The sequence below is a fragment of the Bacillus sp. SSR7 genome, assembly GCF_055902415.1.
The window spans coordinates 134,311-160,441 of record NZ_JBVVXV010000002.1 but is presented as its reverse complement, the minus strand read 5'-3'; the positions used below and the strand labels follow the sequence as shown (position 1 = coordinate 160,441).

Below are 26,131 nucleotides of genomic sequence, written 5' to 3'. Positions count from 1 at the left end.
ATGAGAAGCATACATATGAAATGGATAACCATCTTAATTGGCATGATTATATGGGGATATATAAACGGATTTTTTAGCAGTGATAAAACTGCTAATCCTTGGATTACAGATGATGAACGTGAAACAAAAATTAAACAGAAAGCAATTATTGCAAGCTGGTCCGGTGTTTTTATGTTTTGTACCATTAACCTCTTAAACAAATGGTTAGGTGTAGAAACAAACAATACATCACCTTACTTACCATCTTCTATCGCAACTATCTTAAAAGAAAATATAGAGTTACAAATTTTATTTATGCTATTTATTACGTATGGCATCTTTTACATATACTACCGAAGAAAATTAAGCGCTTAACTTTTTATCTCATGATTGTCCTCCTAAATGGTTATAGTAATTAGGACGAAATGAAAGGAGCGATAGAAAAATGAGTAACTCGAATGAATTTTTAGATACACTGCATGAAAAACAAGCAAAAGATGAACAAAATAGAAAGCGTCAAGGGAACGGAAACCCAGCGAAAAAGAAGCCAAATAAAACACATAAATAACAATAAAAAATCTGCCTAAAATTATCTTTTAGGCAGGTTTTTTATTCTCCTTTCACCGAGATAACATGTTCCCAATTCCATTTCTCGTAATACCACTCTGGTACATCTATATTTTCAATCCACTTCATTTCATGCTTTCCATCTTTATGAGCAAGCCATACATCCGCTTTCTTACGGTCTGAACGTATCCATATTAATTGATTACTCTTATTCATGAAGAGCGGATGATAATCTCCTTGCCTATGAGGTGGCTTTGTGATTCGATGTTGTTCGTCGCTTGTACTATCGATCTCATATAAAGATGGTAGTGGTCTTTTTTCTGGTGGAGTTTCTATCCCCGCCTCTTTTGCTCGTGAAACGATAATTACGTTATCGTTCTTCCATGTAAAATCCCAATCGACATATCCTTTCGGTGTAAATGTGTTCTGCTGAAGTGCTGGCAATTCTTTTACTTTTAAATGTTTATTCTCTAACGCAACTCTCCCGCTTCCTTCAATATAGGCCAATATATTGTTGGCTGGCGCCCATTTGAACCATTGTGTGTTTAATAACATTTGATCTACCTTTTCAAAACGACTACCATCTGCGCGAACTAAGCAAAGCGTATTACTATCAGCTGACCATGAAGCTGTCGGTACTGCTAAAAATGAAATCCACTTTTGATCTGGTGACCACTTAAAGCCACTTGCAACTAGCGCTAGGAAATCATCATGTTCATTTGGTAATGCATACAAATGCTTCATTTTATGAGGGTTCATATGGGCATCTTTTTGCACTTCATATAGCTGAGCCCCTGTCCATCCTGTTGGAAGTAAGTGTGCTTCAGAGGATACAAAAAACTTCTTTCCATCAGGATACCATGCATAATCACCTACACCAGCTGAGACATTTTCAAAATCAGTATTCTTATTTTGAACGTCAAATGTATTTAGTGTATTCGCAAATACAAATGCAATTACATTCTCTTTCGGTGACCATTGATAATTTGATGCTTCAGATTGCAATGGTCTAACTTTCTTTCCATCTTCCAGTCGGTACAATTCCAATGTGTTTTGCTTCTTTCCTTTAGCATAGGCAATCCACTCTCCATCATGTGACCACTTCGGCCCTGTTATGTACTCTCCTTTTGTAAGTTGTTTTTCTTTCCCACCAACCTTTATCCAAAGGTCATGATGACGAATAAAAGCTATTTTCTCTTCATTATTTTCCGCGCTAACAATAGTGATTGAACATAAAAACATAAGTAACACTGCACTACCACTTACTATGAACCGTTTCATAACACCCCTCCATTTCCCTCATAGCATTCCTCAATGTCCACCTACAATATGTAAAAAATACCCATTCGACATAATCAGAAAAAATTTCCCAAGAAATTTTAAATTCATAGAGGATTGGTATGAATTATGTCGAAAATATAGTTTAGCTAACATCCGATTATGTAATTCGAGATACATTTGTAAGATAACTTTTCTGAATATTGTCGCTTTTTATCGAGGGGAGTTTCAATGAAAAAAACTACATCTACACTATTAAGTATGGCGCTCGTCTTTTCCAGTTTTGGAGCTTTAAGCGCACATGCTGAATCACTGCAAAAAGAGAAGCAATTTAGTCCACAACTAAAAACAACGATTGAACAGTGGGGAGAAAACAAAATTGCACAAAATGTTGAAACAAAAACATCAAAAGAAATTTCTGTCATTGTAGAATTGCAACATGCTCCACTCGCTTCACAAAGTAACATTCAGCATGCTCCAGATTTACAAAATAATCATGCACAGTCTTATCATGCCCAGCTTAAAAAAGCACAAGAAGATACGACTAAGAAAATAAAAGAAAAAGCACCTAGTGCAAAAATTAAAGAGGTGTATAATACGTTATTTTCCGGATTCTCTATTTCAGTTCCTGGAGATCAAATTACCGCTCTTGCTTCTTTACCCGAAGTAAAAGCAGTCTATCCGAACTTAACATATAAATTACATGAAACATCAAAAAGCGCTACTAATGAAGAAGCATGGAATTTAAAAGACCCATCTGGTAAACCGCTTGATGGAAAAGGTATGAAAGTAGCAATTATCGACTCTGGTGTAGACTATACACATCCCGACTTAAAAGCAAATTATATCGGTGGATATGACACAGTTGATGAAGATAACGATCCAATGGATGGTAACGTACATGGTACTCATGTAGCTGGAATTATTGCTGGTAACGGAAAAATTAAAGGTGGTGCTCCAAATGCTTCTATTCTAGCCTATCGTGTAATGAATGATAGTGGCACTGGTACAACAGAAGATATTATTCAAGGGATTGAGCGCGCTATTCAAGATGGTGCTGATGTGTTAAATCTATCACTCGGTCAAGATTTAAATGTCCCTAATCAACCTGTAACAATGACGTTAGAACGTGCAGCAAAACTTGGTGTTACTGCAGTCGTTTCAAATGGAAATGATGGACCAAAGCCTTGGTCTGTTGATGCACCTGGAAATGCAAGCAGCGTTATATCAGTTGGAGCATCTACTGTTTCTATCCCGTTTCCAACGTTCCAAGTAGCTGGTTCCAGCAAAACATATCAAGGGTTACCGTTATCAAAGTCCGATTTCCCAATAGGAAATGATTCCCCTCTTGTATACGTTAGCTATGGTAATCCAAGTGATTATGCAAAACAAGATGTGAAAGGGAAATTTGCACTTGTTTTACAAGGTACTTCTAGTACGTTAGTAAAAGCAGAACAAGCGAAACAAGCTGGTGCAGTTGGTGTACTATTAATTTCTAATGAAAAAGAAATCAATATTATGCCTGAATACTTTGCACGAGAAAATCTAGCTCTTCCAGTTATGCAATTATCAAATGCAAATGGCGAAGAGTTGAAAAACTTAATTACAAAGCGCAAGAAAAATATAAAAATTGGACAGCCAGTTCCAACTGAATTAATTGGTAACTTTAGTTCTAGAGGACCATCACAAGGTAGTTGGCTTATAAAACCAGATATCGTTGCACCAGGAGTACAAATTACGAGTACTGTACCTAGAGGTGGCTATGAGTCTCACAACGGAACCAGTATGGCTGCACCTCAAGTAGCTGGAGCGGTTGCCCTCTTGCGTCAAATGCATCCTGATTGGACGACAGAGCAATTAAAAGCATCGCTTGCCAATACCGCAAAAACTTTAAAAGATGTGAATGAAAATACATATCCTGTTATGGCACAAGGATCTGGTTTAATTAACATTCCGAAAGCAGCTCAAACAGATGCGTTAGTGAAACCAAACAACGTAAGTTTCGGTCTTATTAAACCGAATAGCGGCAAAGTAAAACTAACACAAAATATTACGTTACAAAATCTTTCTAGCAAAAAGAAAAACTTTTCAACTCGTGTTGAATTATTAGATACAAAAACAAAAATCCAGACTTCTTTCCCTTCTTCAATTAGTTTAAAAGCAAATAGTAACATCGAAAAACCTTTTACTATTACTGTAGATAGTTCCTTACCACAAGGAGTATATACAGGAAATTTGTATGTAAAAGAACAAGGGAAAACGGAAGAAATGCGTATTCCATTTACATTTAGCATCGATCCAAAAGAATACAAGTGTATTGACGGCCTTGAAATCATTAATTCTACTTTCAGTCCAAATAATGACAAAATACTAGATGACAACCTAATCAATTACTATTTAGTTACACCAGTTGAGGACATAGCGTTTCATGCTAATTTAATTACGAAAGACCGTGTGACATATCAAGGCATGGTATATCAAGGTAAAAACGAAACACCTGGCTATAAATCTTTCAAATGGAATGGTACAAGAGCAGACGGATCTCAGTTGCCTGATGGCTTATACCAAATCGAAGCTGTTGCGTCTAACTCTGGTGGAGAAACAAAGCAAACAGGAGCTGTATTTATCGATCGAACAGCACCTAAGTTAACTTATGAAATTGATCAAGAAAATCTTATTATTAGAGGAAACGTTGATGATATTCTACTAGATTGGATGACAGAATCTGGTTGGATTGCACCTGGTATTCCAGTGAGAATACAATATGAGATTAACGGAAATGGTGTATGGGAGAGTGCATTCTTAAATACGTGGGAGAAAAACTACGGAATCTATTTTGATCGTAATCAATTACAACAAGGAAAAAATACAATTCATATCGTTGCAACAGATGCAGCTGGAAATACATCTAATTTAAATGTTGATTTAGATGTGAAATAAAGTGAAACTTTAATCAGTGGGGGTTTCTTCATCCCCCACTGATTATCAGCCCTCACCAATCGGGCTTTTATGGGCAGCCCGACCCCCACCTAACTTCTTTGCTTTCGCTGAATTTTGAGGTGAGGGTCTTACTGCCCATTAAAGCGGGATAAAAAATTATTGTTGACAATTTTTTTAATATAGTTTTATAATACAAAACATAGTTTAGTTGAACGAATTATATATCGGCTTTGAAGGAATACCAGTAGCGACTTATATCCCTGTCTCAGAGAACTGATGGTTGGTGCAAATCAGTACATATACAAGCGTGAATTACAATTCTGGAGCTTCTTTCCCGTAATGCTTTTTATGCATGAAGAGAAAGACGGATCTTTCCGTTATCTTAAAGTGAGTGGTAAACAATTACTTGTTTACAAATAGGGTGGTACCGCGATTTTTATCGTCCCTATCGGATTTCCCGATAGGGACTTTTTTGCGTCCATCCTTTTACATAACTTCATAATATACGCGTTGAAAGAATCGCAGTAGTATCTTATATCCCTGTTACAGAGAGCTAATGGTCGGTGGAAATTAGCACATATATAAGTATGAATTACAATTCTGGAGCTTCTTTTTCGTAGTGCTTATAGGCATGAAGGAAAAGACGGAGTTTTTCCGTTATCATTAATTGAGATGTAAGTATAATTTCACTTACAAATAGGGTGGTACCGCGATTCTTTCGCCCCTATCGGATTTTCCGATGGGGGCTTTTTCTATTTCTCACAGAAACAAATGTTAAATAATTCCGAATCTTATGATAAAATTTTATAAGCGCTTACAATTTTGAAAGGGGGTGATACAAGCTATACGAAACCGATACTTAATTTTATTTAAAAAAAGGAGGATGTCTAAATGACAAAGAAAACAGAAATTCCATCGCATTTAAAACCATTCGTATCCACACAGCACTACGATCAATACACACCGGTGAATCACGCTGTGTGGCGTTACATTATGAGACAAAATCATAGTTTCTTAAAAGACGTTGCTCATCCAGCCTATGTGAACGGATTACAATCATCTGGTATTAATATAGATGCAATTCCAAAGGTAGAAGAAATGAATGAGTGTTTGGCACCAAGCGGCTGGGGTGCTGTAACGATTGACGGCCTTATTCCTGGCGTAGCCTTCTTCGATTTTCAAGGACACGGATTATTACCAATTGCAACAGATATTCGCAAAGTAGAAAATATCGAGTATACACCAGCTCCAGATATTGTACACGAAGCAGCAGGACACGCACCTATTTTACTTGATCCTACATATGCAAAATATGTGAAACGATTTGGACAAATTGGTGCAAAAGCTTTCTCTACAAAAGAAGAACATGATGCATTCGAAGCTGTTCGTACATTAACAATTGTAAAAGAAAGCCCTACTTCTACTCCAGATGAAGTTACAGCTGCTGAAAATAATGTACTTGAAAAACAAAAGTTAGTTTCTGGCTTATCAGAAGCAGAACAAATTTCACGTCTTTTCTGGTGGACAGTGGAATACGGATTAATCGGAAATATAGATGCTCCAAAAATATATGGTGCTGGTCTCCTTTCTTCTGTTGGCGAAAGCAAACATTGCTTAACAGACGCTGTAGAAAAGGTTCCATTCTCTATCGAGGCATGTACAAGTACAACTTATGACGTAACAAAAATGCAACCACAACTATTTGTTTGTGAATCATTTGAAGAATTAACAGAAGCACTTGAGAAATTCTCTGAAACGATGGCCTTTAAAACAGGTGGTAAAGAAGGATTAGAAAAAGCAATTCGCTCTGAAAATCATGCAACTGCTGAGTTAAATAGCGGGTTACAAATTACAGGTACATTTACCGAGACAATTGAAAACGATGCAGGTGAATTAATTTACATGCGAACGAGTTCGCCAACAGCATTAGCAATTCACAATAAACAGCTAGCGAATCATTCTACGTCTGTACACAGTGACGGGTTTGGAACACCAATTGGATTACTCACTGAAAATATTGCATTAGAAAATTGTACAGATGAACAATTACAATCATTAGGAATTACAATTGGAAATAAAGCAGCCTTTACTTTTGCAAGTGGTATTCATGTAAAAGGAACAGTAACAGATATTGTAAAAAACGATAAAAAAATTGCCCTTATTTCCTTTATCAATTGCACAGTTACTTATAACGACCGCGTTTTATTTGATGCTTCATGGGGCGCATTTGATATGGCTGTTGGTTCAACAATTACTTCGGTATTCCCAGGTGCCGCAGATGCTGCAGCATTTTTCCCAATGAATGAAGAAATTCAAGAAATTCCTGCTCCACTTGTACTGAATGAACTTGAACGTATGTATCAAACAGTTCGTGATATCCGAAATGAAGGTATTTTACACGACGCACATATCGAGCAATTAGTGGCAATTCAAGAGGTCTTAAACAAATTTTATGCGAAAGAATGGTTACTTCGCCTTGAAATATTAGAATTGCTTTTAGAACATAACAAAGGGCACGAAACATCAGCAGCATTATTACAACAACTTTCTACTTTCACAACTGATGAAGCTGTAACACGTCTTATTAACAATGGTCTTACGCTACTTCCAGTAAAGGATGTGAAAAATGATGCTACGATTAACTGAAGAGGAAGTTCAAGAAGAATTATTGAGGTTAGATAAATGGGTAGTAAAAGATGAAAAATGGATTGAAAGAAAATATATGTTTTCCGACTACTTAAAAGGAGTCGAATTTGTCTCTGAAGCCGCCAAACTATCAGAAGAACATAATCACCACCCATTTATCCTTATCCAGTATAAAGCAGTCATTATTACTTTGTCATCTTGGAATGCAAAAGGTTTGACGAAACTCGATTTTGAGCTTGCGAAGCAATTTGATGAACTATTTATCCAAAATGAAAAAGCTATTATAAGAAAGTAAAAAAAGAGAAGCCTTTTTTAGGCTTCTCCTTTAATTTTGAAATGGATACAATGTCCAAATGGATCCTCTACTTGTAATATTCCATCTTTGTACGTAGCAATCTTGCCAATATTTTTTAAGCTTTCACATACTTGCTCTTTTTGTTTTTCATTTGCTAATACAATTGTGAAATATTTCAAGCCAACAGAATTTGGCATTTGCGGTAGTATCCCTTCACCTTGCCACGTATTTAAACCGATATGGTGATGGTAGCCACCTGCCGATACAAAGAGCGCCCCATTACGGGCTGGGATCGTTACTTCAAAGCCAAGACCATCCACATAGAAACGTTTCGCTTCTTCCAAATCAGCTACATGGAAATGAATATGCCCCATCACAGTACCAGCTGGAAACCCACTCCATGTACTTCCTTGTTGCAATAATTCTTCACCAGCTAACGGGTTACTAACAAATGGTAGCTCTCCATTCTCATCACGCCAAACTTCTTTTTGACGATCATGATAAATTTCAATCCCGTTTCCATCTGGATCAGCTAAATAAAGGGCCTCACTAAAGTAATGGTCAGCTCCGCCGTGCAGTGGATAAACCATTTCTACAAGATGACGAAGGATATTCGCTAAATCCTGTCTGCTCGGTAATAAAATTGCGTAATGATATAAACCCGTTCTCCCTCTTTGCTTTGGTAAGGCTTCCTTCTTTTCTTCAATGATAAGGAGTGGTTCGTTATTTTCATTCCCAAATGTAACGACCATTTCATCTTCTTTTAGTACTTTCATACTTAGTACTTCTGTATAAAACTCTAGTGATTTCTTTATATTTGATACATATAAATGAACAACATCAAGTGTTGTATCGGGATGAAGTTGAAAACTCATCTTGTTAGCCTCCCATGTAAATTAGTTCTTCTTTGACATTTTCTCTTTTAAGAAATTATCTACAAAACCATCCGCTTTCGCAACAAATAAGTACGCACCCATTGCTAACAATGCAAGCTCTAATTCGAAGCCAGGATTTTTTCCATCTCCTAATAAACCAGCTGACCATTTTACTTTTACAATTGCTCCAACCATAACTAGTGCAAATAATAATCCAATATATCTTACACCTAAACCTAGAATTAATAATAGACCGCCAACTAATTCAACTGTTGCTACACCGTATGCAAGTCCTCCTGGTAAACCAATGCTTGTGAACCACCCTGCAATATTGTCAATCCCCGATTGGAATTTTGTTAAACCGTGCATAAAGAACGTTATCCCTAACACGATACGAATAATTAAGTTACCAATATGTTGATTCATTTCTTTCTCTCCTTTATAGTTTCCTTATACAAAACTTTTATTTACATTACAAAACATACACTAATTTTTTTTATTCGTCAATTCATTTTCACTGGGAAAATATATATTTTTTTTGCTATGATACAAATAGTTGTTTATAAAAAGGAGCTTGATTTTATGAATATTGGTTCTGCAATACGTGAAATCCGTCAGCGTAGAGGCATAACAATCGCACAAATTTGTGAGGGAACAGGTCTTTCTAAAGGGTTTATGAGTCAGGTTGAAAATAATAAAACATCACCATCTATCTCAACTTTAGAAACGATCTCCAATTTTTTAAACGTTCCTCTTCCCTATTTATTGTTAGAACAAAAAGATCGATTGAAAGTTGTAAAAAAGGTAGCGCGTAAATATAGTGTATACGGAAAAGATGAACAAAGAATTGAACATGTTGCAGAGCAAGGTGGCCTTCGCTTAAATCTCGTAGAAATCCCTGCTGGGTTTCCGAAAGAAAACACACCAAATGCCCATGAAGGGGAAGAATGTCACCTTGTATTACGCGGAAAACTAGAAGTTCAACATGGAGAAGATATTGCAATTGTAGAAGAAGGGGATTCTTTCTCCTGGAATGCATGTGTTCCTCATATCGTTCGTAATATAGGAGAAGAAACTGCATTATTACTCATCTCTAGTCATGCAGAAAATCGAAAACGTGTTTATTAAATAAAAAAGAAGCCTGTAAATCAGGCTTCTTTTTTATCCCCTTATAACTCCATAGCTTGTCCCAACTAGTACAGTCTTTTCGTGTTGATTGCGATAAACTGACTCGATTGAAACCTTTTTGTATCCTTCCATCTGTTCAATATTTGTTAAAGTTAATTCACAAGTGATCGTATCTCCTGTAAAAACTGGTCTAATAAACTCACTTACTAATTCTCTTGCTATGTAATGTAATTCTTCGCCTACTTTCGTTCCAATACTAGCAGTCAATAAACCATGAACCATTAAACGTCCATTTTCATCATATTCCATATGATGCCTACCTTTATCTCCTGTAATATTTGCAAATTCAAAAACTTCTTCCTCAGTAAATCTTCTTTCATATTTAAATACATCCCCAACTTTTATACTCATTTTTATCCCCCTAATAATAAACAGAATTTTCTTTCATTTTATCATAAAATGAGTCTCAATTCATTTTCTATTATAAAAAGAATGAAAAATACTTATAGCTGTACTATTTTTTGCTTTTCGCTCCTTTACCGATGCCCATCTCTTTTTGCAGCTTGGTATCCATAGTACGCACATGTTCCATTTCTCGATAACTCTCTCACCTCAAAACCACAACTTCTATAAAAATCAAAATTACTTGCAGAAGTATGCGCAAACCAGTCACCATGTGGCAATTTTTGCAAACAAAGAGCGACAAGTTTCTTACCTAATCCCTTCCCTCTATATTCACATTTCACAACTAAATTTACTATGTTCGCGACCATGATTCCATCCGAAATGACTCTAACCATCGCAATCATCTCTTCTTCATCCCAAATTGTGAATGCCCATGTTGAATTTTCAAATGCTATCGTGAATTTTTCAATTTGCCAAGAAGGGATATTATCATTGCTCCAACCGGCATCTTCGAATAAAGTCTTAATTGCATATGCAGGTACACCATTCGTTCCCTCACGAATAATAAGTCCATTATGATAAATGTACATGTAATCCCCCCTTTATTTTTATATACCATTCTTCAAAAGATGCCATTCACCTTTTTTCATCCAACGCGCTTAATGGAATAAACGAGAACATCCATCCCATGAAATGAAGTTGTTTTCTCATAACTAAGTCCTGTTTTTCTAGCAACAAAGATGGAGGCGGGGTGATCCGGATTAATAAGAGAAATTAATTTATTCATTCGTAACGCTTGGAAGCCATAATCTCGAAATGCTGCCGCTGCTTCTTTCGCATACCCTTTTCCCCAATACTGAGGTAGTAACCAATACCCAATTTCAATTTCCTCTTTTCCATCTATTTGCTGCTTTACTAATCCTGCATGACCAATTCGTATTCCCGTTTCCTTTTCAATCAATACAAATAAACCGAGACCGTTTTTATAGCTAGGAATCACCCACTCTTCCAAACTTTTTTTACACTGCATATATGTTTTTAACGTCCCATTTCCAATATAGCGCATTACCTTCTCATTTCCCCATAATGAAGCGTAGAACTGTAAATCATCCATTGTATATTTGCGAATTTGTAAACGACCTGTATGAAACATCTCTGCACTCCTTCCCACGAATTTGTACTTACCTACACGAGCATGTTTTGGATATATACTAAATGTTACTATCTATTATAAAGGAACTAAATAAGAAATACAGAATATTCAATCTCTAAAGAATTTAAAAAAGGCAGTAGACAAATATTGTCTACTGCATCCATATCATAACTAGCATAAAGAAAACTACAATTGAGGGGGGTGTAGGATTTTCAAATACACTAGGTACTTATCCCGTTCTAACGGGCGGTAAACTTTCCAATTATATGAAAGTGAAAAGTTTACCGCACATAAGAACTTTGGCGGTCATTAAGAAAGCACCGTTAAGTAGTCAAATACACACTGTGCTTTTTCTCCGCCCATTCGTGCATGTTGAAGAAGAGAAATGCCATGGGGGCCAGATGCACGTAATGCTTCTGGTTGTGCTACTAAAATAGCTTGTACAACTTCTAATTCTCCAAGCATAGCGGCCGCGAAAATATCCATTCGAGCACCCTTTTCTAGTAAATAGAGAACAATATCTTTACGACCTACATGCGCGGCTGCTCCTAACGCACTTTCCCAATCTGAGCCGCCCCAATTGTAAGAGGCATGAAGTAAACTTGGCGATTCAGCTAACAGTTCTTGTACTTTTTCTAAATCTCCGTGAGCTGCCATAACAAATTCCCTTACTAACTCAGTGGTAATACATTCTTCTGTTCGCATCTTGCTCCTCCTTTTTTAGAAATTCGTTTTGGTGTAAAAAATGGCTTGTCGCTTTCTTGAAAAATATCTACATCTATGCCAAATACATGCTGAAACATTTCATGACATAACACTTCTTCTGGTATACCGTCATACTGAAGCTGCCCTCGCTTTAATACGAGTAAACGATCACTATATTGAGCCGCTTGGTTAATATCATGTAAAACCATTACAATTGTCATGCCAAATTCCTCATTTAATCGTTTCACAAGTTCCATTACTTCCAACTGATGAACGATATCTAAAAAAGTTGTTGGCTCATCCAATAATAAGACGTTCGTACGTTGTGCTAGCGTCATTGCAATCCAAGCACGTTGTCTTTCTCCTCCTGATAAAGATTGTAAAAGACGATATTCATACCCTTCAAGATTTGTAACAGACAATGCCCAATCAACAATTTCTTCATCCTCTTTATTTAAACGATATCTCCATGATTTATGAGGGCCTCTTCCAAATTCAATTAATTCTCTCACTGTTAAATCTAATTGATGATCATGCATTTGTGGTAACATCGCTAATTGCTTCGCTACATCAGCACTTTTCATCGTATGAATACTTTTTCCATCTAAAACGATATCTCCTTCGCTTTGTTTAAGTAGTCTTGCCATTAAACGAAGCAAAGTAGATTTCCCCGATCCATTCGGTCCAATTAAACTAACGACCTCTCCAACTTTAATATGTACATTCATATTTTGCATTTGAAATCTTTCAGAATGTGCGTAAAACACTTCATTAACGAAAATCACGCTGTTTTCCCCCTCTATGAATTAAATATAAGAAGAACGGACCACCTAAGAAGGATAGTAAAATACCGACAGGTAATTCAATTGGATCGAACCAACTTCGAGCTATCGCATCTGCGAAAACAAGTAATATACCTCCGCCAAGGCATGATAATGGCAGTAAATATTTATAGTCATTTCCAACCAATAAACGTAACATATGTGGTACGACAAGGCCGACAAATCCAATAAGACCAGAAACACTAACTGCTATTCCAGCTAATAATGTGCTTACTACTATTAAATAAAAACGGCTTCTCTCCACGTTATGACCTAATAATTTCGCCATTTCATCCCCAAGCATTAATACTCGAATATGCTTAATACCAAAGAAAGCCAATACAATAGCGAATATTGCATAATAAATAATCATGTTTAAATGTGCCCAACTCACGCCACCAATGCCACCCGCTAACCACGGTAATACGGATTGTACTTTGTCACTATGTAATAACATTAATGCTGACGTCGCTGCACCAATTAATGCATTAATTGACACACCTACTAAGACAATTCTTGAAGGTGGTGCCCCTTTTTGCCATGATAAAGCATAAATGATCATCGCCGTTATGAAAGCTCCTAAAAACGCACCGAGTGGTAAAAACGCCATATGCTGAGGGAATAAAATCATAATTACAATTGCGACAAGGCCTGCTCCAGATGACACCCCGATGATACCAGGGTCTGCAAGAGGATTTCTCATCACCCCTTGCAGCAGTGCGCCAGATGCAGCTAAACATGTTCCTACTATAAATCCAACGAGCACTCTTGGTATACGAAGGTCCCATACAATTCGATGAACTGTCGAACCTTCATCTTGTATCCCTGTTACAATATCTCGTAAAGAAAAGGATAAGCTTCCTGCGAAAAGGCCGTAAAAAAGACCTAAAATCGTTAATAGCACTAAACTAACTGCTATGATCCATCTTTTTTTCGCAAAAGGATGTTCCTTTTCCCTTACTACTTCACTACTTTCCATACTTATCATTTCCTTACATCTTGTATACTTTTATACATAAAGTCCATCGCTTCTGTAACTTTTGTTCCAGGATTTGATCCAAATAAGTCTGGTGGCAAAATAACTACTCGATTTTGTTTTACTGCATCTAAATTTTTCCACGCTTCATTTTTCATCATTTCGCCTTCAAATGCTTTTTTAACGCTATTTGGATCTCCATGTGTAATTAAATAAATCACATCAGGATTCGCCTCAATAATGCGTTCTACACTTAGCTGTGCATATTGCGGATATTCCTTCATTTCTGGAAAATCAGCTGCAATATTTTTCCCACCTGTTTTTTCTAAAATATCACCTGATAAAGAGGTTGGTAATGCTGCTAAATAAGTACCAGGTGCTCCATACACTAGCAATGCTTTCACATCACTCTTTTTCTCATATGTCTTCATTTGATTCGTAATTTTTTGGTTAAGTTCTTTCGCTTTATCTTCTTTCTTCATTATCGTTCCGTATAGTTCAATATTCTTTTGAATATCTTGTACAGAATTCGCAGAAGAAATCATTACTTTCGTTCCTTGCCCTTCAACCGTTGGAACATTCTTTTGGAACCCATTATTAGCAATAAGTACATCGGGCTTTAAGCTAGCAATTTGCTCAAAATTCGGCTGATGTGCATTCCCGATTACTTGTACTTTCTTTATATCCTCTGGAAGAGTTATTTTTGCATCCGGACGACCCACTATTTTTCCGCCTAAAGCATGAATAATATTCATGTCTCCCATACTTAATGTTGCAAAACTCTCTGGCACTTTATCGAATGTTACCTTTCTTCCTGACAGGTCGGTAACTTCTATTTTCTCTTTTCCTTTTTCTGTTTTTGTTGCCGCTGCTTTTTCGTCTCCTTCTGCACTGCAACCTATTAATAAGAAAAAAACAGATAAAATCGCTGTAAATAGCGTAATAGATTTTTTCATTCTTCCACCTCTAATTGATAATGATAATCATTAACTACTATTCTACTTTAATTGATAAGGATTATCATTGTCAATATAAAACGCATACATTTTCTAGAAAAAAAAACAAAAAGCGTTACAAAAAAGATTCCTTCTTTTTGTAACGCACTATTTACCAATATTATTCACATTCGTTTCTCTCTAACTCGTCTCGCATCACTTTCACACGCTGAAAGAAAAAGAAAGATAAACTTAAAAATATAACGATGCTCCCCATCATAACAAAAAATTGTATCGTTTCTTTTGCTCCAGTCGGAATCAATAAACCAACCATTAACAATGTACTTACAGCGAGAAGAAGTTGTCCGAACCGAGTATAATCTTCTATTTTCCCTTGTAATTCCTTCATTATATTCTCACTCCTCCATTTCACTGTATCATATTCTATTACACTGAAAGACAAGTAAATACAGCCATTCTGGGAGATGTTTTCCAAAAGAAAAAGAGCCGCTTTATTGCGACTCTTTTATAACCATTACTCACCTTTATATGCTTTCATATAAATTTCTTTCAGCTCTGAAATGAGAGGTAATTTGGGATTAGCTGTTGTACATTGATCTTCAAAAGCTCTTTCTGCTAATAATCCAACAACCTCTTCAAATTGGTCTTTAGCAACTCCTTGTCCTGCAATACTCATATTTATATTTAAACTTTTTCCGAGCTCAATAATTGCTTTGACAAGTGATTCCACACCTTCTGCAGTCGAACTTGCTGGAAGCCCGAGCATTCTCGCAATATGTGCATAGCGTTCATCGGCTACAAAGTGCTCATATTTTGGGAACAATGCGTGTTTTCTTGGCTTAATAGCATTATACCGAACTACGTGCGGCATAAGAATTGCATTCGCACGCCCATGTGGAATATGAAATTCTGGTCCAATTTTATGTGCTAAGCTGTGATTAATACCTAGAAAAGCATTTGCAAATGCCATTCCTGCGATTGCAGAAGCATTGTGCATTTTTTCTCGTGCTTCTTCATCATTTCCATCTTTAAATGCTCTTGGTAAATATTTAAATACGAGATCAATGGCCTTTAATGCTAATCCATCTGTATAGTCATTTGCTAAAACAGACACATACGCCTCGATTGCATGCGTTAATACGTCCATGCCAGTGTCTGCTGTTACATGTGGTGGTACTGTCATTACAAATTGTGGATCAACAATTGCTACATCTGGCGTTAATTCATAATCCGCGAGTGGATACTTTATATTATTTTTCTTATCTGTAATAACCGCAAATGGCGTCACTTCTGATCCTGTTCCAGATGTTGTTGGAATGGCAACAAACTGCGCCTTACTTCCTAATTCCGGATATTTACATGTACGTTTTCTTATATCTAAAAACTTCTGTTTAATTCCATAGAATGTTGTTTCTGGGTGCTCATAGAAAAGCCACATCCCTTTTGCTGCATCCATCGCTGAACCACCACCAAGTGCGATAATTACATCCGGCTGAAAACTTCTCATCATTTCCGCCCCTTTAAACACAGTTTCATCTGATGGATCTGGCTCAACCTCAAAGAAAACTTCAACTTTCACATCATTTGCATGTTTACGTAAATAATGCGAGACCGTATCTACATATCCGTGCTCAACCATTCCTGGATCCGTTACAATAAATGCACGTGAAATGTTAGGCATATTTGCTAAATATGCTGTCGCATGTTTTTCAAAATAAATTTTTGGTGGTAATTTGAACCACTGCATATTCTTTTTTCTATTTGCCAACCTTTTTATATTTAATAAATGCGTCGCTGTTACGTTTTGAGAAACCGAGTTTTTCCCGTAGGAACCGCAACCAAGCGTAAGTGATGGAGTAAATCCATTATATATGTCACCGATTCCACCTTGTGATGAAGGGGCATTTACAATAAGGCGGCAAGCTTTCATACGTAATCCAAATTGCTTTTGCACTTCTTTATTTACAGAATGGATAACTGCTGAATGTCCTAAACCACCGAGGTTTAACATTTCTTCACAATATGTAAATCCTTCTTCTAATGAATTTGCTTTTACACAAGCTAATACTGGACTTAACTTCTCACGAGATAGTGGATATGCGGCTCCGATGCCTTGTATTTCAGCTACAAGCATTTTTGTATTTTTAGGTACAGTAATTCCAACTAATTCGGCAATATACTGTGCTGATTTCCCTACAATATCACTATTTACTGCACATGTATTTTCATTAATAACAAGCTTTTCTAATTTACTTCTCTCTTCCTCGGTTACAAAATAACAATCATTTTCAATCATTTCTGTTTTCACATCATCATAAATTTCCTTGTCTACAATAATTGCTTGTTCTGATGCACAAATCATACCATTATCAAATGTTTTAGATAAAATCAAATCATTAACCGCTCGTTTTATATGCGCTGATTTCTCTATATAACATGGTACATTACCAGGACCTACACCTAGCGCTGGTTTTCCAGTAGAATAAGCTGATTTCACCATACCAGCCCCTCCCGTTGCCAAAACAAGCGCCACACCTTCATGGTTCATTAATTGTTTCGTTGCTTCGACAGAAGGTTTTTCAATCCACTGAATACAATGTTTTGGTGCCCCCGCCTTCACCGCTGCATCGTATACTGTTTTCGCAGCTGCAATAGAACAGTTTTGTGCGGAAGGATGAAATGCGAAAATAATTGGATTTCTCGTTTTTATCGCGATTAATGCTTTAAACATTGTTGTCGACGTTGGATTCGTTACTGGCGTTACCCCAGCTACTACACCAACAGGTTCAGCAATTTCTATCATCTCTTCGTGAGGATCCTCGTGAATAATCCCTACTGTTTTATCTTTCTTTATGCTATGCCAAATATATTCAGTAGCAAAAATATTTTTAATGCATTTATCTTCGTATACACCACGACCTGTTTCTTCAACAGCCAACTTCGCAAGTGGCATATGTTGATCAACACCTGCTAATGCCATTTCATGAACAATGTTGTCAATTTGCTCTTGTGTAAAACTTTCTAATGCTTGTAAAGCCTTCCGACCGTTATTCACTAACGTATCTATCATCTCTTTTACTTCCTGCATTTCATTTACAACTTTCTCTTTGACTACCATGTAAATTCCTCCTATTCTGCTATCGTGGACTAAATAAGACCCTACAGGTCATAATTAGTCCCGATTAGTGCAAAAAAAATAGAATTGCTTTCCTACATGAACCTCATTGTTTGTGAAATATTTCACAAGATTGTTCGTGAGTAACACTTCATGAATTCAATATACATGAAATCATTTCATTTGTGTATGTCTATTTTGTGAAATATTTCACAAAATAATGTAGTAAAAATGCACTGCCTATACTAGCAGTGCATTTTTACTACGCTAACGCTTGTGCTAAATCTTCAATTAAATCTTCTCCGTCTTCAATACCGACAGAAATTCGAATTAATGTATCTGTAATTCCTAATTCTTTGCGACGATCTGCTGGGATTGATGCATGTGTCATTTGAGAGGGGATAGAAATTAAACTTTCTACTGCTCCTAAACTTTCAGCCAGTGTAAAGTATTGTAATTTCTCAAGTACTTTATTTAATGTTTCTTCGCTATCTACATCAAATGAGATAATAGCACCAAATCCATTTGCTTGTTCTGTTGCCAGTTCATGGTTTTGATGTGACTCAAGGCCTGGGTAATATACTTTATTTACTTTTGGGTGGTTATTTAAAAACTCAGCAATTGCACGTGAATTCGTTTCATGCTCTTCCATTCGAATTCCTAATGTTTTTAAACCACGAAGTAGTAAGAAACTATCTTGCGGGCCAAGAATGCCGCCTGTTGAGTTTTGTACAAAGTGAAGGTCTTCTGCTAATTGCTGGCTATTTACAACTACTAGACCTGCAACTACGTCACTATGACCTCCTAAATATTTCGTTGCACTATGAAGTACAATGTCTGCTCCTAAAGAAATTGGCGACTGCCAATATGGCGTCATGAATGTGTTATCAATAATTGTTAATAAATCTTTCTCTTTAGCAAGAGTAGATATTTTTTTAATATCAGTAATTTTTAGTAATGGATTCGTTGGTGTTTCTACATAAATCGCTTTTGTATTTGGACGAATCGCTTCTGCAACTTCCTCTAAGTTTGTTGTATCTACAAATGTATGCTCAATACCGAAGCGGTTTAATACTTTCGTAATCACGCGGTACGTTCCACCATACACATCATCTGTTAAAATAACGTGGTCACCTTTTGAGAATAGCATAATTGTAGCTGTAATGGCAGCCATTCCTGAACCAAATGCAAAACCAGCATGACCGTTTTCTAATACAGCGATCATTTCTTCTAAAGCTGCACGTGTTGGGTTGCCTGTACGTGAATATTCATATCCTTGATGCTTACCAACTGCCTCTTGTTTGTACGTACTCGTTTGATAAATCGGTACATTTACAGATCCAGTTGAAGGTTCTCCTATGCGAATACCATGAATTAACTTTGTCTTTGCTCTCATTTTTTATTCCCATCCTTTGTATATGTCTTTACTTAAATAGCGCTCACTACTATCAGGAAAAATCGTTACAATATTTGTACCTGGCGCCGCTTTCTCTGCTTCAAGTAAGCTTGCATGAAATGCTGCTCCTGAAGAGCTTCCAACGAGAAGACCTTCTTTTTGCGCTAATTCTTTCACTCGTAAAAATGCATTTCGATCAGAAATTGTATGAATTTCATCAAAATAAGATGTTTTCAAAAATGGCGGGATGAATTCAAGGCCAATCCCTTCTGTTTCATGTGAGCCAGCTTTACCACCATTTAAAATAGATCCTTCTGGTTCCACAATAACCGTTTTTATATCTACATTTTTTTCTTTCAAATAAGATGCAGTCCCCATGAATGTACCACCAGTTCCTGCTCCTGCAACAAATATGTTAATCTCTCCATTAAGTGCCGACCAAAGTTCAGGACCTAGTGTTTTGAAATAAGCACGAGGGTTTGCTTCATTCGCAAACTGACTTGGAGAGTATGAATTCGGTATGTCATTTACTAACTCTTTCGCTTTTGCTATTGCGCCTGTCATTCCTTGCTCAGTCGGTGTATGCACGACCGTTGCACCTAGTGCTTTCATTAATTCTTGTTTTTCAATACTAAATTTCTCTGGTACACAAACAATAACGCGCAAATCATGTTGTAACGCTGCAAGTGCCAGTCCAATACCAGTATTTCCAGCAGTCGGTTCAATAATTGTTCCGCCCTGGGTAACAAGCCCTTTTTCGAGCGCATCTTCGATTAATTCTCTTCCTAAACGATCCTTAACGCTTCCACCTGGGTTATAAAATTCAAGCTTCGCAAATAAACGGACCCCTTCTGGAAGTGAAAAACGAGTAATCTCTACAATTGGTGTATGACCAATTAGCTCATGAACTCCACGATATACATTCATCGTGTTCTCCCCCTTATTTGCCAATAAAGAAAAGGCAACTGTATGTATTTTCTTTATATGAGACAGTTGCCTTTTTGTTACATTACTTTAACTCTTCTAGTACTTTTACGATAAAGTTTGTAGAATGAAGAGCTGCTTGATCTAAAAATTGATCAAATGAAACATTTGATTCTTTACCAGCAATATCAGAAAGTGCACGAATGATAACAAACGGAACTTCATATTGGTGGCATACTTGTGCAACAGCTGCTGCTTCCATTTCTACTGCATAAAGGTTTTCAAATTTATCACGAATTGCTGCAACTCGGTTCGGATCACTCATAAATGAATCGCCTGTTGCAATCATACCTTTTACAACTTGAATATTTTCTTCTGCCTGCATACATTTTTCAGCTAATGCAACTAATGCTTCATCAGCTTTAAATCCAGGCGGCATTCCTGGTACTTGCCCATACTCATAGTTAAATGCTGTTACATCTACGTCATGGTGACGAACTTCTGTTGAAATAACGACATCCCCAACATTTAGAGAATGATGGAATCCACCAGCTGAACCAGTATTAATTACTTTTTCAGGCTTATATCTTTCTAATAAAATTGTCGTTGACATCGCTGCATTTACTTTACCAATACCAGACTTTAACAAGATTACTTCATGTCCTGCTAATTGTCCTTTCGTAAATTCACAACCCGCAACCGTTTCTGTTTCTGCTTGTTCTAATTTATCACGTAAAATACGTACTTCTTCTTCCATTGCTCCAATTACAGCAATTCTCAATCTAATCCCTCTTTCTATTGCTTAGTTGCCTCCATCACCCACACGAAATGATTTAATCTCGTAAACGTTACATGGAAGCCATTGTTTTCAAAAATAGTCTGCATAACTGGAATACGTGTATAGTATTCCGTTTGCAAATCGTTTGCTAACTGATGAAAACCTCTTTGTTTTGCTGCTTCAACAGTTTTATCATATGCATCTTGATCTGCAAATATCGTATCAGCAAACACTATTTTACCACCTTTGTTTAGCAATTGACTATACTTCGCAATCGCTACATTTTTTTCATCATCTGTTAAATGATGAAATGCATAGGTGCTTACTATGGTATCAATTGAATTTGGGACTTCAAACGAAAGAAAATCACCTTCTGTAATAGAAAACTCTTTTGGCAATTTCTCTTTTGCAATCATGCGCATTTCACGTGACGGTTCTATACCGTAAACTGTGCGGCCAGCAAGTAATAATTTATTTGTTAAATTACCAGTACCAACACCAAATTCTAATACGTTACCAAATGACTTGTTAACTACATCCTCTAGAATGTCCTCATAATGAGCGAAAACTTCTTTATATTGTATATCTTCGCCTTGTACAAATGAGTCGTACGTATGAGCCCACTCATCAAATAAACCATTAAATTCTGTACCCATAAAAATTCCCCTTTTTCTTATCGGTTTTATCAGTATGATATTCCCTCTTTCTAAAAATGTCAATTGAAATGTACATGGTATTTCCTTCTTTTCTTTGTTACACTATAGTTGATTACATAGGAGAGGGGCCGTCTTCATGTCATTTACCTTTGAAATGTTAGAAGATAAAGTAGAATTTTTTGAAGCGGGAGACTTAGCTTCTTTAGAACGAAAAATCAGTGAACAAATCGATAATAATAAAGCACTTATGCTTGAAGTTCATCACATCTCTCATCAAATGGTTATGGATCCTGAAAGTAAAAGACCATATTATAGCGCGGTTGTTCATTTTAAATTAAAGAAATTACGCTAACTAAAAAAAGAGAAGCTCCTAAGGAGCTTCTCTTTTTTTAGTTTAGGGTTTGAACAAGTACTGGTTTCCAGCCCTCATTGTCTACCCAATCAATATTTACATAATATCTTTTACCTGTTTGTTTATCCTGTACGTTTCCGTAAGCTTTATTCTTACCGTTATTTCCGATTCGATGAATAATTAATTGCTCTACTGGAACATCAATTGCAGCTGAAATCGCTTGATTCATCTCATTCCAATCTGCTGTACCTTTTTTAAACGTCATCGCAGGTGTTGCACCTTGCTCTGTGCCTACTGGCTTCCAAGAAGGTTTCGTATAAGCGTCAGTTGCCTTTGACTGTGTTTTTTCAGCTGGTATTTTCTCGTTAGCTTTCGCTTCTTCTTCAGCTTTTTTCTGTTCTTCTTCAGCCTTTAGCTTCTCTTCTTCTTTCTTCTTAGCCTCTGTTTTCTCTTGTTCATTCTTCTTCGTCTCTTCTTTGCCTTTAGCTTTCTCAGACTTATTCTCTTTCGTTGTTTGCTGAGCTACCTTTTTATCGCTAGAAGACGCTTGCTCTTTCGTGTCAGGAACAAACAATTGGTATGCTACAATAGCTACTGCTACTAGTACAATAGCAATTGCAATATTTAAAACACCGTTTTGACGACGTTTTTGTTGTTTCTGTTGGAATCTAGATCCTCCTGCCATTCTTCAAACCTCCATGCAGTTTTTCATACTTGCTATTGTAACATTAAATCTAGAAAGGTTGAACATTTACAATAATATTTTCATGAAATGAAAACATTTTACTGTGAATTGCAAGATTACTTTTCATTCTCAAATCTATAGATTGATTCTACGATAGATTTGAAAATAGGTGTAACTTTATTTACATCGCTATTCGTTTCTATATCCACGACAACTAAAGCATACCTTGGATTTTCATATGGAAAATAACCTGCAAACCATCGATTCTCTTTCGTTCCTTTTCCTGTTTGTGCTGTCCCAGATTTTCCAGCGACACTTAGTGGTAACGACTTGAATGCTGATCCTGTGCCTTTCTCCGTTGTTACAACGCTCCTTAATAACTGTTGTAATGTTTTCACTGTTTCATATGAAAGCTGTTTTCCACCTAATGTATGGTCTTCAAATGTATAAAAATTCGTTCCATTTTTATACATTATTTTTTCAACAGCTTTCACTTCCATCTTTTCTCCCCCTCTAGCAATCGTCGCCATCATATTTGCAATCGCTAGAGGTGACATACGTACATCTTTCTGTCCAATTGCTGTTTGCGCTACCGCTTTTTTACTATTCTTATTTCCTTCACTCCCCCAAATCGTAACACTCTTCTCCTCTGGCATTTGCTCAAAATGAGTTGTATGAAATACAGAACCTCTCCATCCAACCTTCTCAGCGCCTCCTAAAGCCGCTACATAAGTTTCTAACACCATCGTATCCTTTTGTATTAACTCATTGCCTAACTCTGAAAATGTCCTGTTACAGCTTCTAGCAAAGCTCTCTTTAAAACTAAGTGTCCCCATCTTAACTTGTGGGTGATCTTCACCATATAAATCTTTATTACAATTAAATACGCGATTAAAAACATTTTCATTTTGATCAATCGCTGCCGCCGCAATTATTGTTTTAAAAACAGAACCGGGAAAATGTGGTGTTAACATTTGATTTTCAAGTGTAGTTTTATATAAACTCTCATCTTTCACCTGTAAAGATGGTTTGCTAACCATTGCTAAAATTTCATTTTTCTTTACATCAAGTAGCACTACTCCTCCCTTCTTAATTTCACTTGCTTCAACTACTTCTTCTGCTTTTTTCTGTAACTCGTTATGTAAAGTAGTTTGAATCGTCACTGGATAAAACGGATTTCCAGGCGATGTATATTTCGCTTGTTTTCCAAAAATCGGTTCTCCTTGCCGGTCCACTTGATACAATACTTTTGCCTCTCCATCGGTCAAAAGAAATTCATCAAAAGATTGCTGCAATCCTGAAATGCCAATCGATGTTTGTTTTGAAATTTTTCTTACTTCTCCGTATCGTTTTTGAAATTCTCGTTCATTCTCACCCACATCACCAATTAAATGATTCATCACGCTAGTTTGCCGCAGACGAACTTCAGCTGCTACAATGCCTAATACATTTAATTGATTCACCTTCTCCATCTGCTCTCGTTCCAAGCGAAGTGGTTCATTTCCTCTTTGCAGGATAAATGCACTTTTCTTATGTTTCATTTGACTTTCAATCTCTTGTCTCGACATACCAATGATATGCGAAATTTTCTCCAACATGTCATTTTTTAATTGTAGAAATGGAAAAACAATTAAAACAGGATACTTTTTCTCACCTATCTCCTTACCATTACGATCTATAAAATGGCCGCGTCCATCATCTACCGTAATGGATTGCGTCCGTTGTGTAACACTTTTTTCAATTAAATTAATCTTATGATCCGTAAATGATTCCGTATCTATAATTTGTATTTGAATTAAACGACAAAGTAACATAAACATGACACATATAAAACAAATTAAAACAATTGTAATTCTCTGTTTTATTTTCATAAAAAAACACCTCGTCTACTATAGTTTGGACGGAGTGTTTCATTTTTTATACAAATAAAGTGAAACTTTAATCAGTGAGGGTTTTGTTCATCCCCCACTGATTATCAGCCCGACCCACACCTAACTTCTTTGCTTCCACTGAAGTTTGAGGTGAGGGTCTTACTGCCCGTTAATGCGGGATAAAATTCTACAGAAAAAAGATTCTCCCGATAGGAGAATCTTTTTTTATTTTACAGAGATAATCTCTACTTGCATTTCTCCACCTGGAGTTTGGATTGCTACCTTTTCGCCAATTTGCTTACCTAATAAGCTTTTTGCGATTGGAGAATCGTTAGAAATTCTTCCTTCAAATGGATCTGCTTCTGCGCTACCTACGATTGTGTAAGCTTCTTCATCTCCATCTGGTAGTTCTTTAAATGTTACTGTTTTACCTAATGTAACAACTGTAGATTCTTCACCGTTATCTGTAATGATAACTGCGTTACGAATCATGTTTTCTAATTGTGTAATACGTCCTTCTACGAACGCTTGCTCATCTTTCGCTGCATCATACTCAGAGTTCTCAGAAAGATCTCCGAAGCTACGTGCAATCTTAATGCGCTCTACAACCTCTTTACGTTTTACCGTTTTTAAATCCTCAAGTTCGTTCTCTAGCTTTTGCTTACCCTCTTGCGTCATAGGGTATGTTTTTTCTGTTGCCATATTTTCCACTCCTTTTATATACCAATCCCCCGAAAAAAAGAGGAGTTCCATATGAAAACTCCCCCGCTTATATGTAGAGCGGAGGTTTCTAGCACGCCTGTACTAGCGGAGTTGTCACATACAACCCCGTATTCCCAATTCTTCTTTATATAAAGAAGATATGTATGGAAAGTTGATATAAATATGCCCTCACCTAAATATAGATGAGGTTGCATGTTTCATTGTATTCGATAGGAAGGGAAAAAATCCCTTCCTATCGTATATCTTTTACTATGCTATTACAAATTTACTTTTTGTTCAAGAATTGTTGCAATTTTTGTAACCATAATATCAATTGCAACATGGTTTTGTCCACCTTCAGGGATAATAATATCCGCAAATTTCTTAGAAGGCTCAATAAATTGATTGTGCATTGGACGTACAACATTTACGTATTGATCAATAACTGAATCCATCGTACGACCACGTTCTTTAATATCACGCTGCATGCGGCGTAAAATACGAAGGTCAGCATCTGTATCAACGAATAACTTAATGTCCATTAACTCACAAAGACGCGGGTCTTCTAAAATAAGAATTCCTTCTAAAATGATTACATCTTTCGGCTCAACTGGAATAATTTCATCTGAACGCGTATGCAATGTATAGTCATATACAGGTTTATCTACTTGTTTATATGCAAGCAACTGCTGCAAATGTTCAATTAACAAATCATTATCAAACGCTAATGGATGATCATAATTTGTTTTTAAACGCTCTTCCATTGGTAAATGGCTTTGATCTTTGTAATAATAATCTTGCTCTAAGATTAAAATGGAATGACCTTTAAAATGGTCAAAAATCGCTTTCGTTACACTTGTCTTACCTGACCCTGAACCACCAGCAATTCCAATTACAACAGGCTTATTCGTCCCCATTCGACTATCAC

The 26,131-nt window shown here is 36.5% G+C and carries 27 protein-coding genes and 2 other annotated features; of the genes, 7 read left to right on the top strand and 20 right to left on the bottom strand.

Going from position 1 to position 26,131, the window contains the following annotated elements:
• Positions 1 to 15 precede the first annotated feature (15 nt).
• Complete coding sequence (locus AC0NJG_RS04790) at positions 16 to 354, top strand: hypothetical protein (protein WP_000871278.1); 339 nt, start codon at positions 16 to 18, stop codon at positions 352 to 354.
• Between the two features lie 70 nt (positions 355 to 424).
• The gene (locus tag AC0NJG_RS04785) at positions 425 to 547 is read left to right on the top strand and encodes a DUF4023 domain-containing protein (RefSeq protein WP_000071866.1); all 123 of its coding nucleotides are present in this window, start codon (positions 425 to 427) and stop codon (positions 545 to 547) included.
• Positions 548 to 588: 41 nt separating this feature from the next.
• Here the strand turns inward: AC0NJG_RS04785 and AC0NJG_RS04780 are convergent, their stop codons facing one another.
• A complete protein-coding gene (locus AC0NJG_RS04780; protein ID WP_087954249.1) occupies positions 589 to 1,827 on the bottom strand; it encodes a TolB family protein in 1,239 nt (412 codons plus the stop codon).
• Positions 1,828 to 2,055: 228 nt separating this feature from the next.
• On the opposite strand from AC0NJG_RS04780, the gene AC0NJG_RS04775 reads away from it, so the two are divergent.
• From AC0NJG_RS04775 to AC0NJG_RS04765, 3 genes are all read left to right on the top strand, one after another.
• A complete protein-coding gene (locus AC0NJG_RS04775; RefSeq protein WP_474062899.1) occupies positions 2,056 to 4,764 on the top strand; it encodes a S8 family serine peptidase in 2,709 nt (902 codons plus the stop codon).
• 221 nt (positions 4,765 to 4,985) lie between these two features.
• Positions 4,986 to 5,214 (top strand) — a binding site (T-box leader).
• A 51-nt stretch (positions 5,215 to 5,265) separates the two neighbouring features.
• Positions 5,266 to 5,493, top strand: a binding site (T-box leader).
• Positions 5,494 to 5,655: 162 nt separating this feature from the next.
• A complete protein-coding gene (locus AC0NJG_RS04770; RefSeq protein WP_087954247.1) occupies positions 5,656 to 7,410 on the top strand; it encodes an aromatic amino acid hydroxylase in 1,755 nt (584 codons plus the stop codon).
• Positions 7,391 to 7,705: a 4a-hydroxytetrahydrobiopterin dehydratase gene (locus AC0NJG_RS04765; protein WP_000979544.1), complete on the top strand. Its 315-nt coding sequence runs from the start codon at positions 7,391 to 7,393 to the stop codon at positions 7,703 to 7,705. Before AC0NJG_RS04770 ends, AC0NJG_RS04765 begins: the two co-directional genes overlap by 20 nt.
• 17 nt (positions 7,706 to 7,722) lie before the next feature.
• Here the strand turns inward: AC0NJG_RS04765 and AC0NJG_RS04760 are convergent, their stop codons facing one another.
• Both AC0NJG_RS04760 and AC0NJG_RS04755 read right to left on the bottom strand, forming a co-directional pair.
• Positions 7,723 to 8,580: a VOC family protein gene (locus tag AC0NJG_RS04760; RefSeq protein ID WP_000009829.1), complete on the bottom strand. Its 858-nt coding sequence runs from the start codon at positions 8,578 to 8,580 to the stop codon at positions 7,723 to 7,725.
• A 21-nt stretch (positions 8,581 to 8,601) separates the two neighbouring features.
• A complete protein-coding gene (locus AC0NJG_RS04755; protein WP_087954246.1) occupies positions 8,602 to 9,006 on the bottom strand; it encodes a DoxX family protein in 405 nt (134 codons plus the stop codon).
• A gap of 156 nt (positions 9,007 to 9,162) precedes the next feature.
• Here AC0NJG_RS04755 and AC0NJG_RS04750 point away from each other — a divergent pair, with 156 nt between their 5' ends.
• Positions 9,163 to 9,708 carry a helix-turn-helix domain-containing protein gene (locus tag AC0NJG_RS04750; protein WP_474062898.1) on the top strand — a complete coding sequence of 182 codons (546 nt, stop codon included), beginning with the start codon at positions 9,163 to 9,165 and terminating at the stop codon, positions 9,706 to 9,708.
• 33 nt (positions 9,709 to 9,741) lie between these two features.
• On the opposite strand, the gene AC0NJG_RS04745 is transcribed toward AC0NJG_RS04750, so the two are convergent.
• The 13 genes from AC0NJG_RS04745 to AC0NJG_RS04685 all read right to left on the bottom strand — a co-directional run bounded on the left by AC0NJG_RS04745 (position 9,742) and on the right by AC0NJG_RS04685 (position 21,593).
• A complete protein-coding gene (locus AC0NJG_RS04745; protein ID WP_000025009.1) occupies positions 9,742 to 10,119 on the bottom strand; it encodes a hotdog family protein in 378 nt (125 codons plus the stop codon).
• A gap of 125 nt (positions 10,120 to 10,244) precedes the next feature.
• Entirely contained in the window at positions 10,245 to 10,703 is a 459-nt protein-coding gene (locus AC0NJG_RS04740; RefSeq protein ID WP_000276115.1) for a GNAT family N-acetyltransferase, read from the bottom strand.
• Between the two features lie 56 nt (positions 10,704 to 10,759).
• The gene (locus AC0NJG_RS04735) at positions 10,760 to 11,266 is read right to left on the bottom strand and encodes a GNAT family N-acetyltransferase (RefSeq protein ID WP_087954245.1); all 507 of its coding nucleotides are present in this window, start codon (positions 11,264 to 11,266) and stop codon (positions 10,760 to 10,762) included.
• A gap of 309 nt (positions 11,267 to 11,575) precedes the next feature.
• A complete protein-coding gene (locus tag AC0NJG_RS04730) occupies positions 11,576 to 11,971 on the bottom strand; it encodes an ankyrin repeat domain-containing protein (RefSeq protein ID WP_087954244.1) in 396 nt (131 codons plus the stop codon).
• The gene (locus AC0NJG_RS04725; RefSeq protein WP_474062897.1) at positions 11,938 to 12,756 is read right to left on the bottom strand and encodes an ABC transporter ATP-binding protein; all 819 of its coding nucleotides are present in this window, start codon (positions 12,754 to 12,756) and stop codon (positions 11,938 to 11,940) included. Before AC0NJG_RS04725 ends, AC0NJG_RS04730 begins: the two co-directional genes overlap by 34 nt.
• Entirely contained in the window at positions 12,743 to 13,771 is a 1,029-nt protein-coding gene (locus tag AC0NJG_RS04720) for a FecCD family ABC transporter permease (protein ID WP_001993171.1), read from the bottom strand. The genes AC0NJG_RS04725 and AC0NJG_RS04720 overlap by 14 nt, the downstream gene beginning before the upstream one ends.
• A 5-nt stretch (positions 13,772 to 13,776) precedes the next feature.
• Positions 13,777 to 14,724, bottom strand: a complete 948-nt coding sequence (locus AC0NJG_RS04715) for a helical backbone metal receptor (protein ID WP_087995430.1) — start codon at positions 14,722 to 14,724, stop codon at positions 13,777 to 13,779.
• Positions 14,725 to 14,884: 160 nt separating this feature from the next.
• A complete protein-coding gene (locus AC0NJG_RS04710; protein ID WP_087954241.1) occupies positions 14,885 to 15,112 on the bottom strand; it encodes a YrhC family protein in 228 nt (75 codons plus the stop codon).
• A 126-nt stretch (positions 15,113 to 15,238) separates the two neighbouring features.
• Positions 15,239 to 17,842: a bifunctional acetaldehyde-CoA/alcohol dehydrogenase gene (gene adhE, locus AC0NJG_RS04705; protein ID WP_474062896.1), complete on the bottom strand. Its 2,604-nt coding sequence runs from the start codon at positions 17,840 to 17,842 to the stop codon at positions 15,239 to 15,241.
• Between the two features lie 259 nt (positions 17,843 to 18,101).
• On the bottom strand, positions 18,102 to 19,235 hold the full coding sequence (locus AC0NJG_RS04700; protein WP_143881554.1) for a bifunctional cystathionine gamma-lyase/homocysteine desulfhydrase: 1,134 nt from the start codon (positions 19,233 to 19,235) through the stop codon (positions 18,102 to 18,104).
• A gap of 3 nt (positions 19,236 to 19,238) precedes the next feature.
• On the bottom strand, positions 19,239 to 20,162 hold the full coding sequence (locus AC0NJG_RS04695) for an O-acetylserine dependent cystathionine beta-synthase (RefSeq protein ID WP_029439984.1): 924 nt from the start codon (positions 20,160 to 20,162) through the stop codon (positions 19,239 to 19,241).
• Positions 20,163 to 20,244: 82 nt separating this feature from the next.
• Positions 20,245 to 20,940 carry a 5'-methylthioadenosine/S-adenosylhomocysteine nucleosidase gene (gene mtnN / locus AC0NJG_RS04690; protein WP_001217039.1) on the bottom strand — a complete coding sequence of 232 codons (696 nt, stop codon included), beginning with the start codon at positions 20,938 to 20,940 and terminating at the stop codon, positions 20,245 to 20,247.
• A 14-nt stretch (positions 20,941 to 20,954) separates the two neighbouring features.
• Positions 20,955 to 21,593 (bottom strand): class I SAM-dependent methyltransferase, encoded by a 639-nt coding sequence (locus AC0NJG_RS04685; RefSeq protein ID WP_000536319.1) that lies wholly within the window; start codon positions 21,591 to 21,593, stop codon positions 20,955 to 20,957.
• 136 nt (positions 21,594 to 21,729) lie between these two features.
• On the opposite strand from AC0NJG_RS04685, the gene AC0NJG_RS04680 reads away from it, so the two are divergent.
• A complete protein-coding gene (locus AC0NJG_RS04680) occupies positions 21,730 to 21,945 on the top strand; it encodes a YrzA family protein (RefSeq protein ID WP_000010984.1) in 216 nt (71 codons plus the stop codon).
• Positions 21,946 to 21,982: 37 nt separating this feature from the next.
• Here AC0NJG_RS04680 and AC0NJG_RS04675 read toward each other — a convergent pair whose 3' ends face one another.
• The 4 genes from AC0NJG_RS04675 to udk form a co-directional block, all read right to left on the bottom strand.
• Positions 21,983 to 22,630, bottom strand: coding sequence for a YrrS family protein (locus AC0NJG_RS04675; RefSeq protein WP_087954237.1), 648 nt, complete (start codon positions 22,628 to 22,630; stop codon positions 21,983 to 21,985).
• Positions 22,631 to 22,746: 116 nt separating this feature from the next.
• Positions 22,747 to 24,501, bottom strand: coding sequence for a peptidoglycan D,D-transpeptidase FtsI family protein (locus AC0NJG_RS04670; protein ID WP_087954236.1), 1,755 nt, complete (start codon positions 24,499 to 24,501; stop codon positions 22,747 to 22,749).
• Between the two features lie 225 nt (positions 24,502 to 24,726).
• A complete protein-coding gene (gene greA / locus AC0NJG_RS04665; protein WP_000179963.1) occupies positions 24,727 to 25,203 on the bottom strand; it encodes a transcription elongation factor GreA in 477 nt (158 codons plus the stop codon).
• Positions 25,204 to 25,481: 278 nt separating this feature from the next.
• Entirely contained in the window at positions 25,482 to 26,120 is a 639-nt protein-coding gene (gene udk / locus AC0NJG_RS04660; protein ID WP_074601505.1) for a uridine kinase, read from the bottom strand.
• Between the last annotated feature and the right edge of the window lie 11 nt (positions 26,121 to 26,131).

Coding starts and splice junctions, on each gene's coding strand:
- AC0NJG_RS04790 (WP_000871278.1), top strand. CDS start 16: ATGAAATGGATAACCATCTTAATTGGCATGATTATATGGGGATATATA.
- AC0NJG_RS04785 (WP_000071866.1), top strand. CDS start 425: ATGAGTAACTCGAATGAATTTTTAGATACACTGCATGAAAAACAAGCA.
- AC0NJG_RS04780 (WP_087954249.1), bottom strand. CDS start 1,827: ATGAAACGGTTCATAGTAAGTGGTAGTGCAGTGTTACTTATGTTTTTA.
- AC0NJG_RS04775 (WP_474062899.1), top strand. CDS start 2,056: ATGAAAAAAACTACATCTACACTATTAAGTATGGCGCTCGTCTTTTCC.
- AC0NJG_RS04770 (WP_087954247.1), top strand. CDS start 5,656: ATGACAAAGAAAACAGAAATTCCATCGCATTTAAAACCATTCGTATCC.
- AC0NJG_RS04765 (WP_000979544.1), top strand. CDS start 7,391: ATGATGCTACGATTAACTGAAGAGGAAGTTCAAGAAGAATTATTGAGG.
- AC0NJG_RS04760 (WP_000009829.1), bottom strand. CDS start 8,580: ATGAGTTTTCAACTTCATCCCGATACAACACTTGATGTTGTTCATTTA.
- AC0NJG_RS04755 (WP_087954246.1), bottom strand. CDS start 9,006: ATGAATCAACATATTGGTAACTTAATTATTCGTATCGTGTTAGGGATA.
- AC0NJG_RS04750 (WP_474062898.1), top strand. CDS start 9,163: ATGAATATTGGTTCTGCAATACGTGAAATCCGTCAGCGTAGAGGCATA.
- AC0NJG_RS04745 (WP_000025009.1), bottom strand. CDS start 10,119: ATGAGTATAAAAGTTGGGGATGTATTTAAATATGAAAGAAGATTTACT.
- AC0NJG_RS04740 (WP_000276115.1), bottom strand. CDS start 10,703: ATGTACATTTATCATAATGGACTTATTATTCGTGAGGGAACGAATGGT.
- AC0NJG_RS04735 (WP_087954245.1), bottom strand. CDS start 11,266: ATGTTTCATACAGGTCGTTTACAAATTCGCAAATATACAATGGATGAT.
- AC0NJG_RS04730 (WP_087954244.1), bottom strand. CDS start 11,971: ATGCGAACAGAAGAATGTATTACCACTGAGTTAGTAAGGGAATTTGTT.
- AC0NJG_RS04720 (WP_001993171.1), bottom strand. CDS start 13,771: ATGGAAAGTAGTGAAGTAGTAAGGGAAAAGGAACATCCTTTTGCGAAA.
- AC0NJG_RS04715 (WP_087995430.1), bottom strand. CDS start 14,724: ATGAAAAAATCTATTACGCTATTTACAGCGATTTTATCTGTTTTTTTC.
- AC0NJG_RS04710 (WP_087954241.1), bottom strand. CDS start 15,112: ATGAAGGAATTACAAGGGAAAATAGAAGATTATACTCGGTTCGGACAA.
- adhE (WP_474062896.1), bottom strand. CDS start 17,842: ATGGTAGTCAAAGAGAAAGTTGTAAATGAAATGCAGGAAGTAAAAGAG.
- AC0NJG_RS04700 (WP_143881554.1), bottom strand. CDS start 19,235: ATGAGAGCAAAGACAAAGTTAATTCATGGTATTCGCATAGGAGAACCT.
- AC0NJG_RS04695 (WP_029439984.1), bottom strand. CDS start 20,162: ATGAATGTATATCGTGGAGTTCATGAGCTAATTGGTCATACACCAATT.
- AC0NJG_RS04685 (WP_000536319.1), bottom strand. CDS start 21,593: ATGGGTACAGAATTTAATGGTTTATTTGATGAGTGGGCTCATACGTAC.
- AC0NJG_RS04680 (WP_000010984.1), top strand. CDS start 21,730: ATGTCATTTACCTTTGAAATGTTAGAAGATAAAGTAGAATTTTTTGAA.
- AC0NJG_RS04675 (WP_087954237.1), bottom strand. CDS start 22,630: ATGGCAGGAGGATCTAGATTCCAACAGAAACAACAAAAACGTCGTCAA.
- AC0NJG_RS04670 (WP_087954236.1), bottom strand. CDS start 24,501: ATGAAAATAAAACAGAGAATTACAATTGTTTTAATTTGTTTTATATGT.
- greA (WP_000179963.1), bottom strand. CDS start 25,203: ATGGCAACAGAAAAAACATACCCTATGACGCAAGAGGGTAAGCAAAAG.
- udk (WP_074601505.1), bottom strand. CDS start 26,120: ATGGGGACGAATAAGCCTGTTGTAATTGGAATTGCTGGTGGTTCAGGG.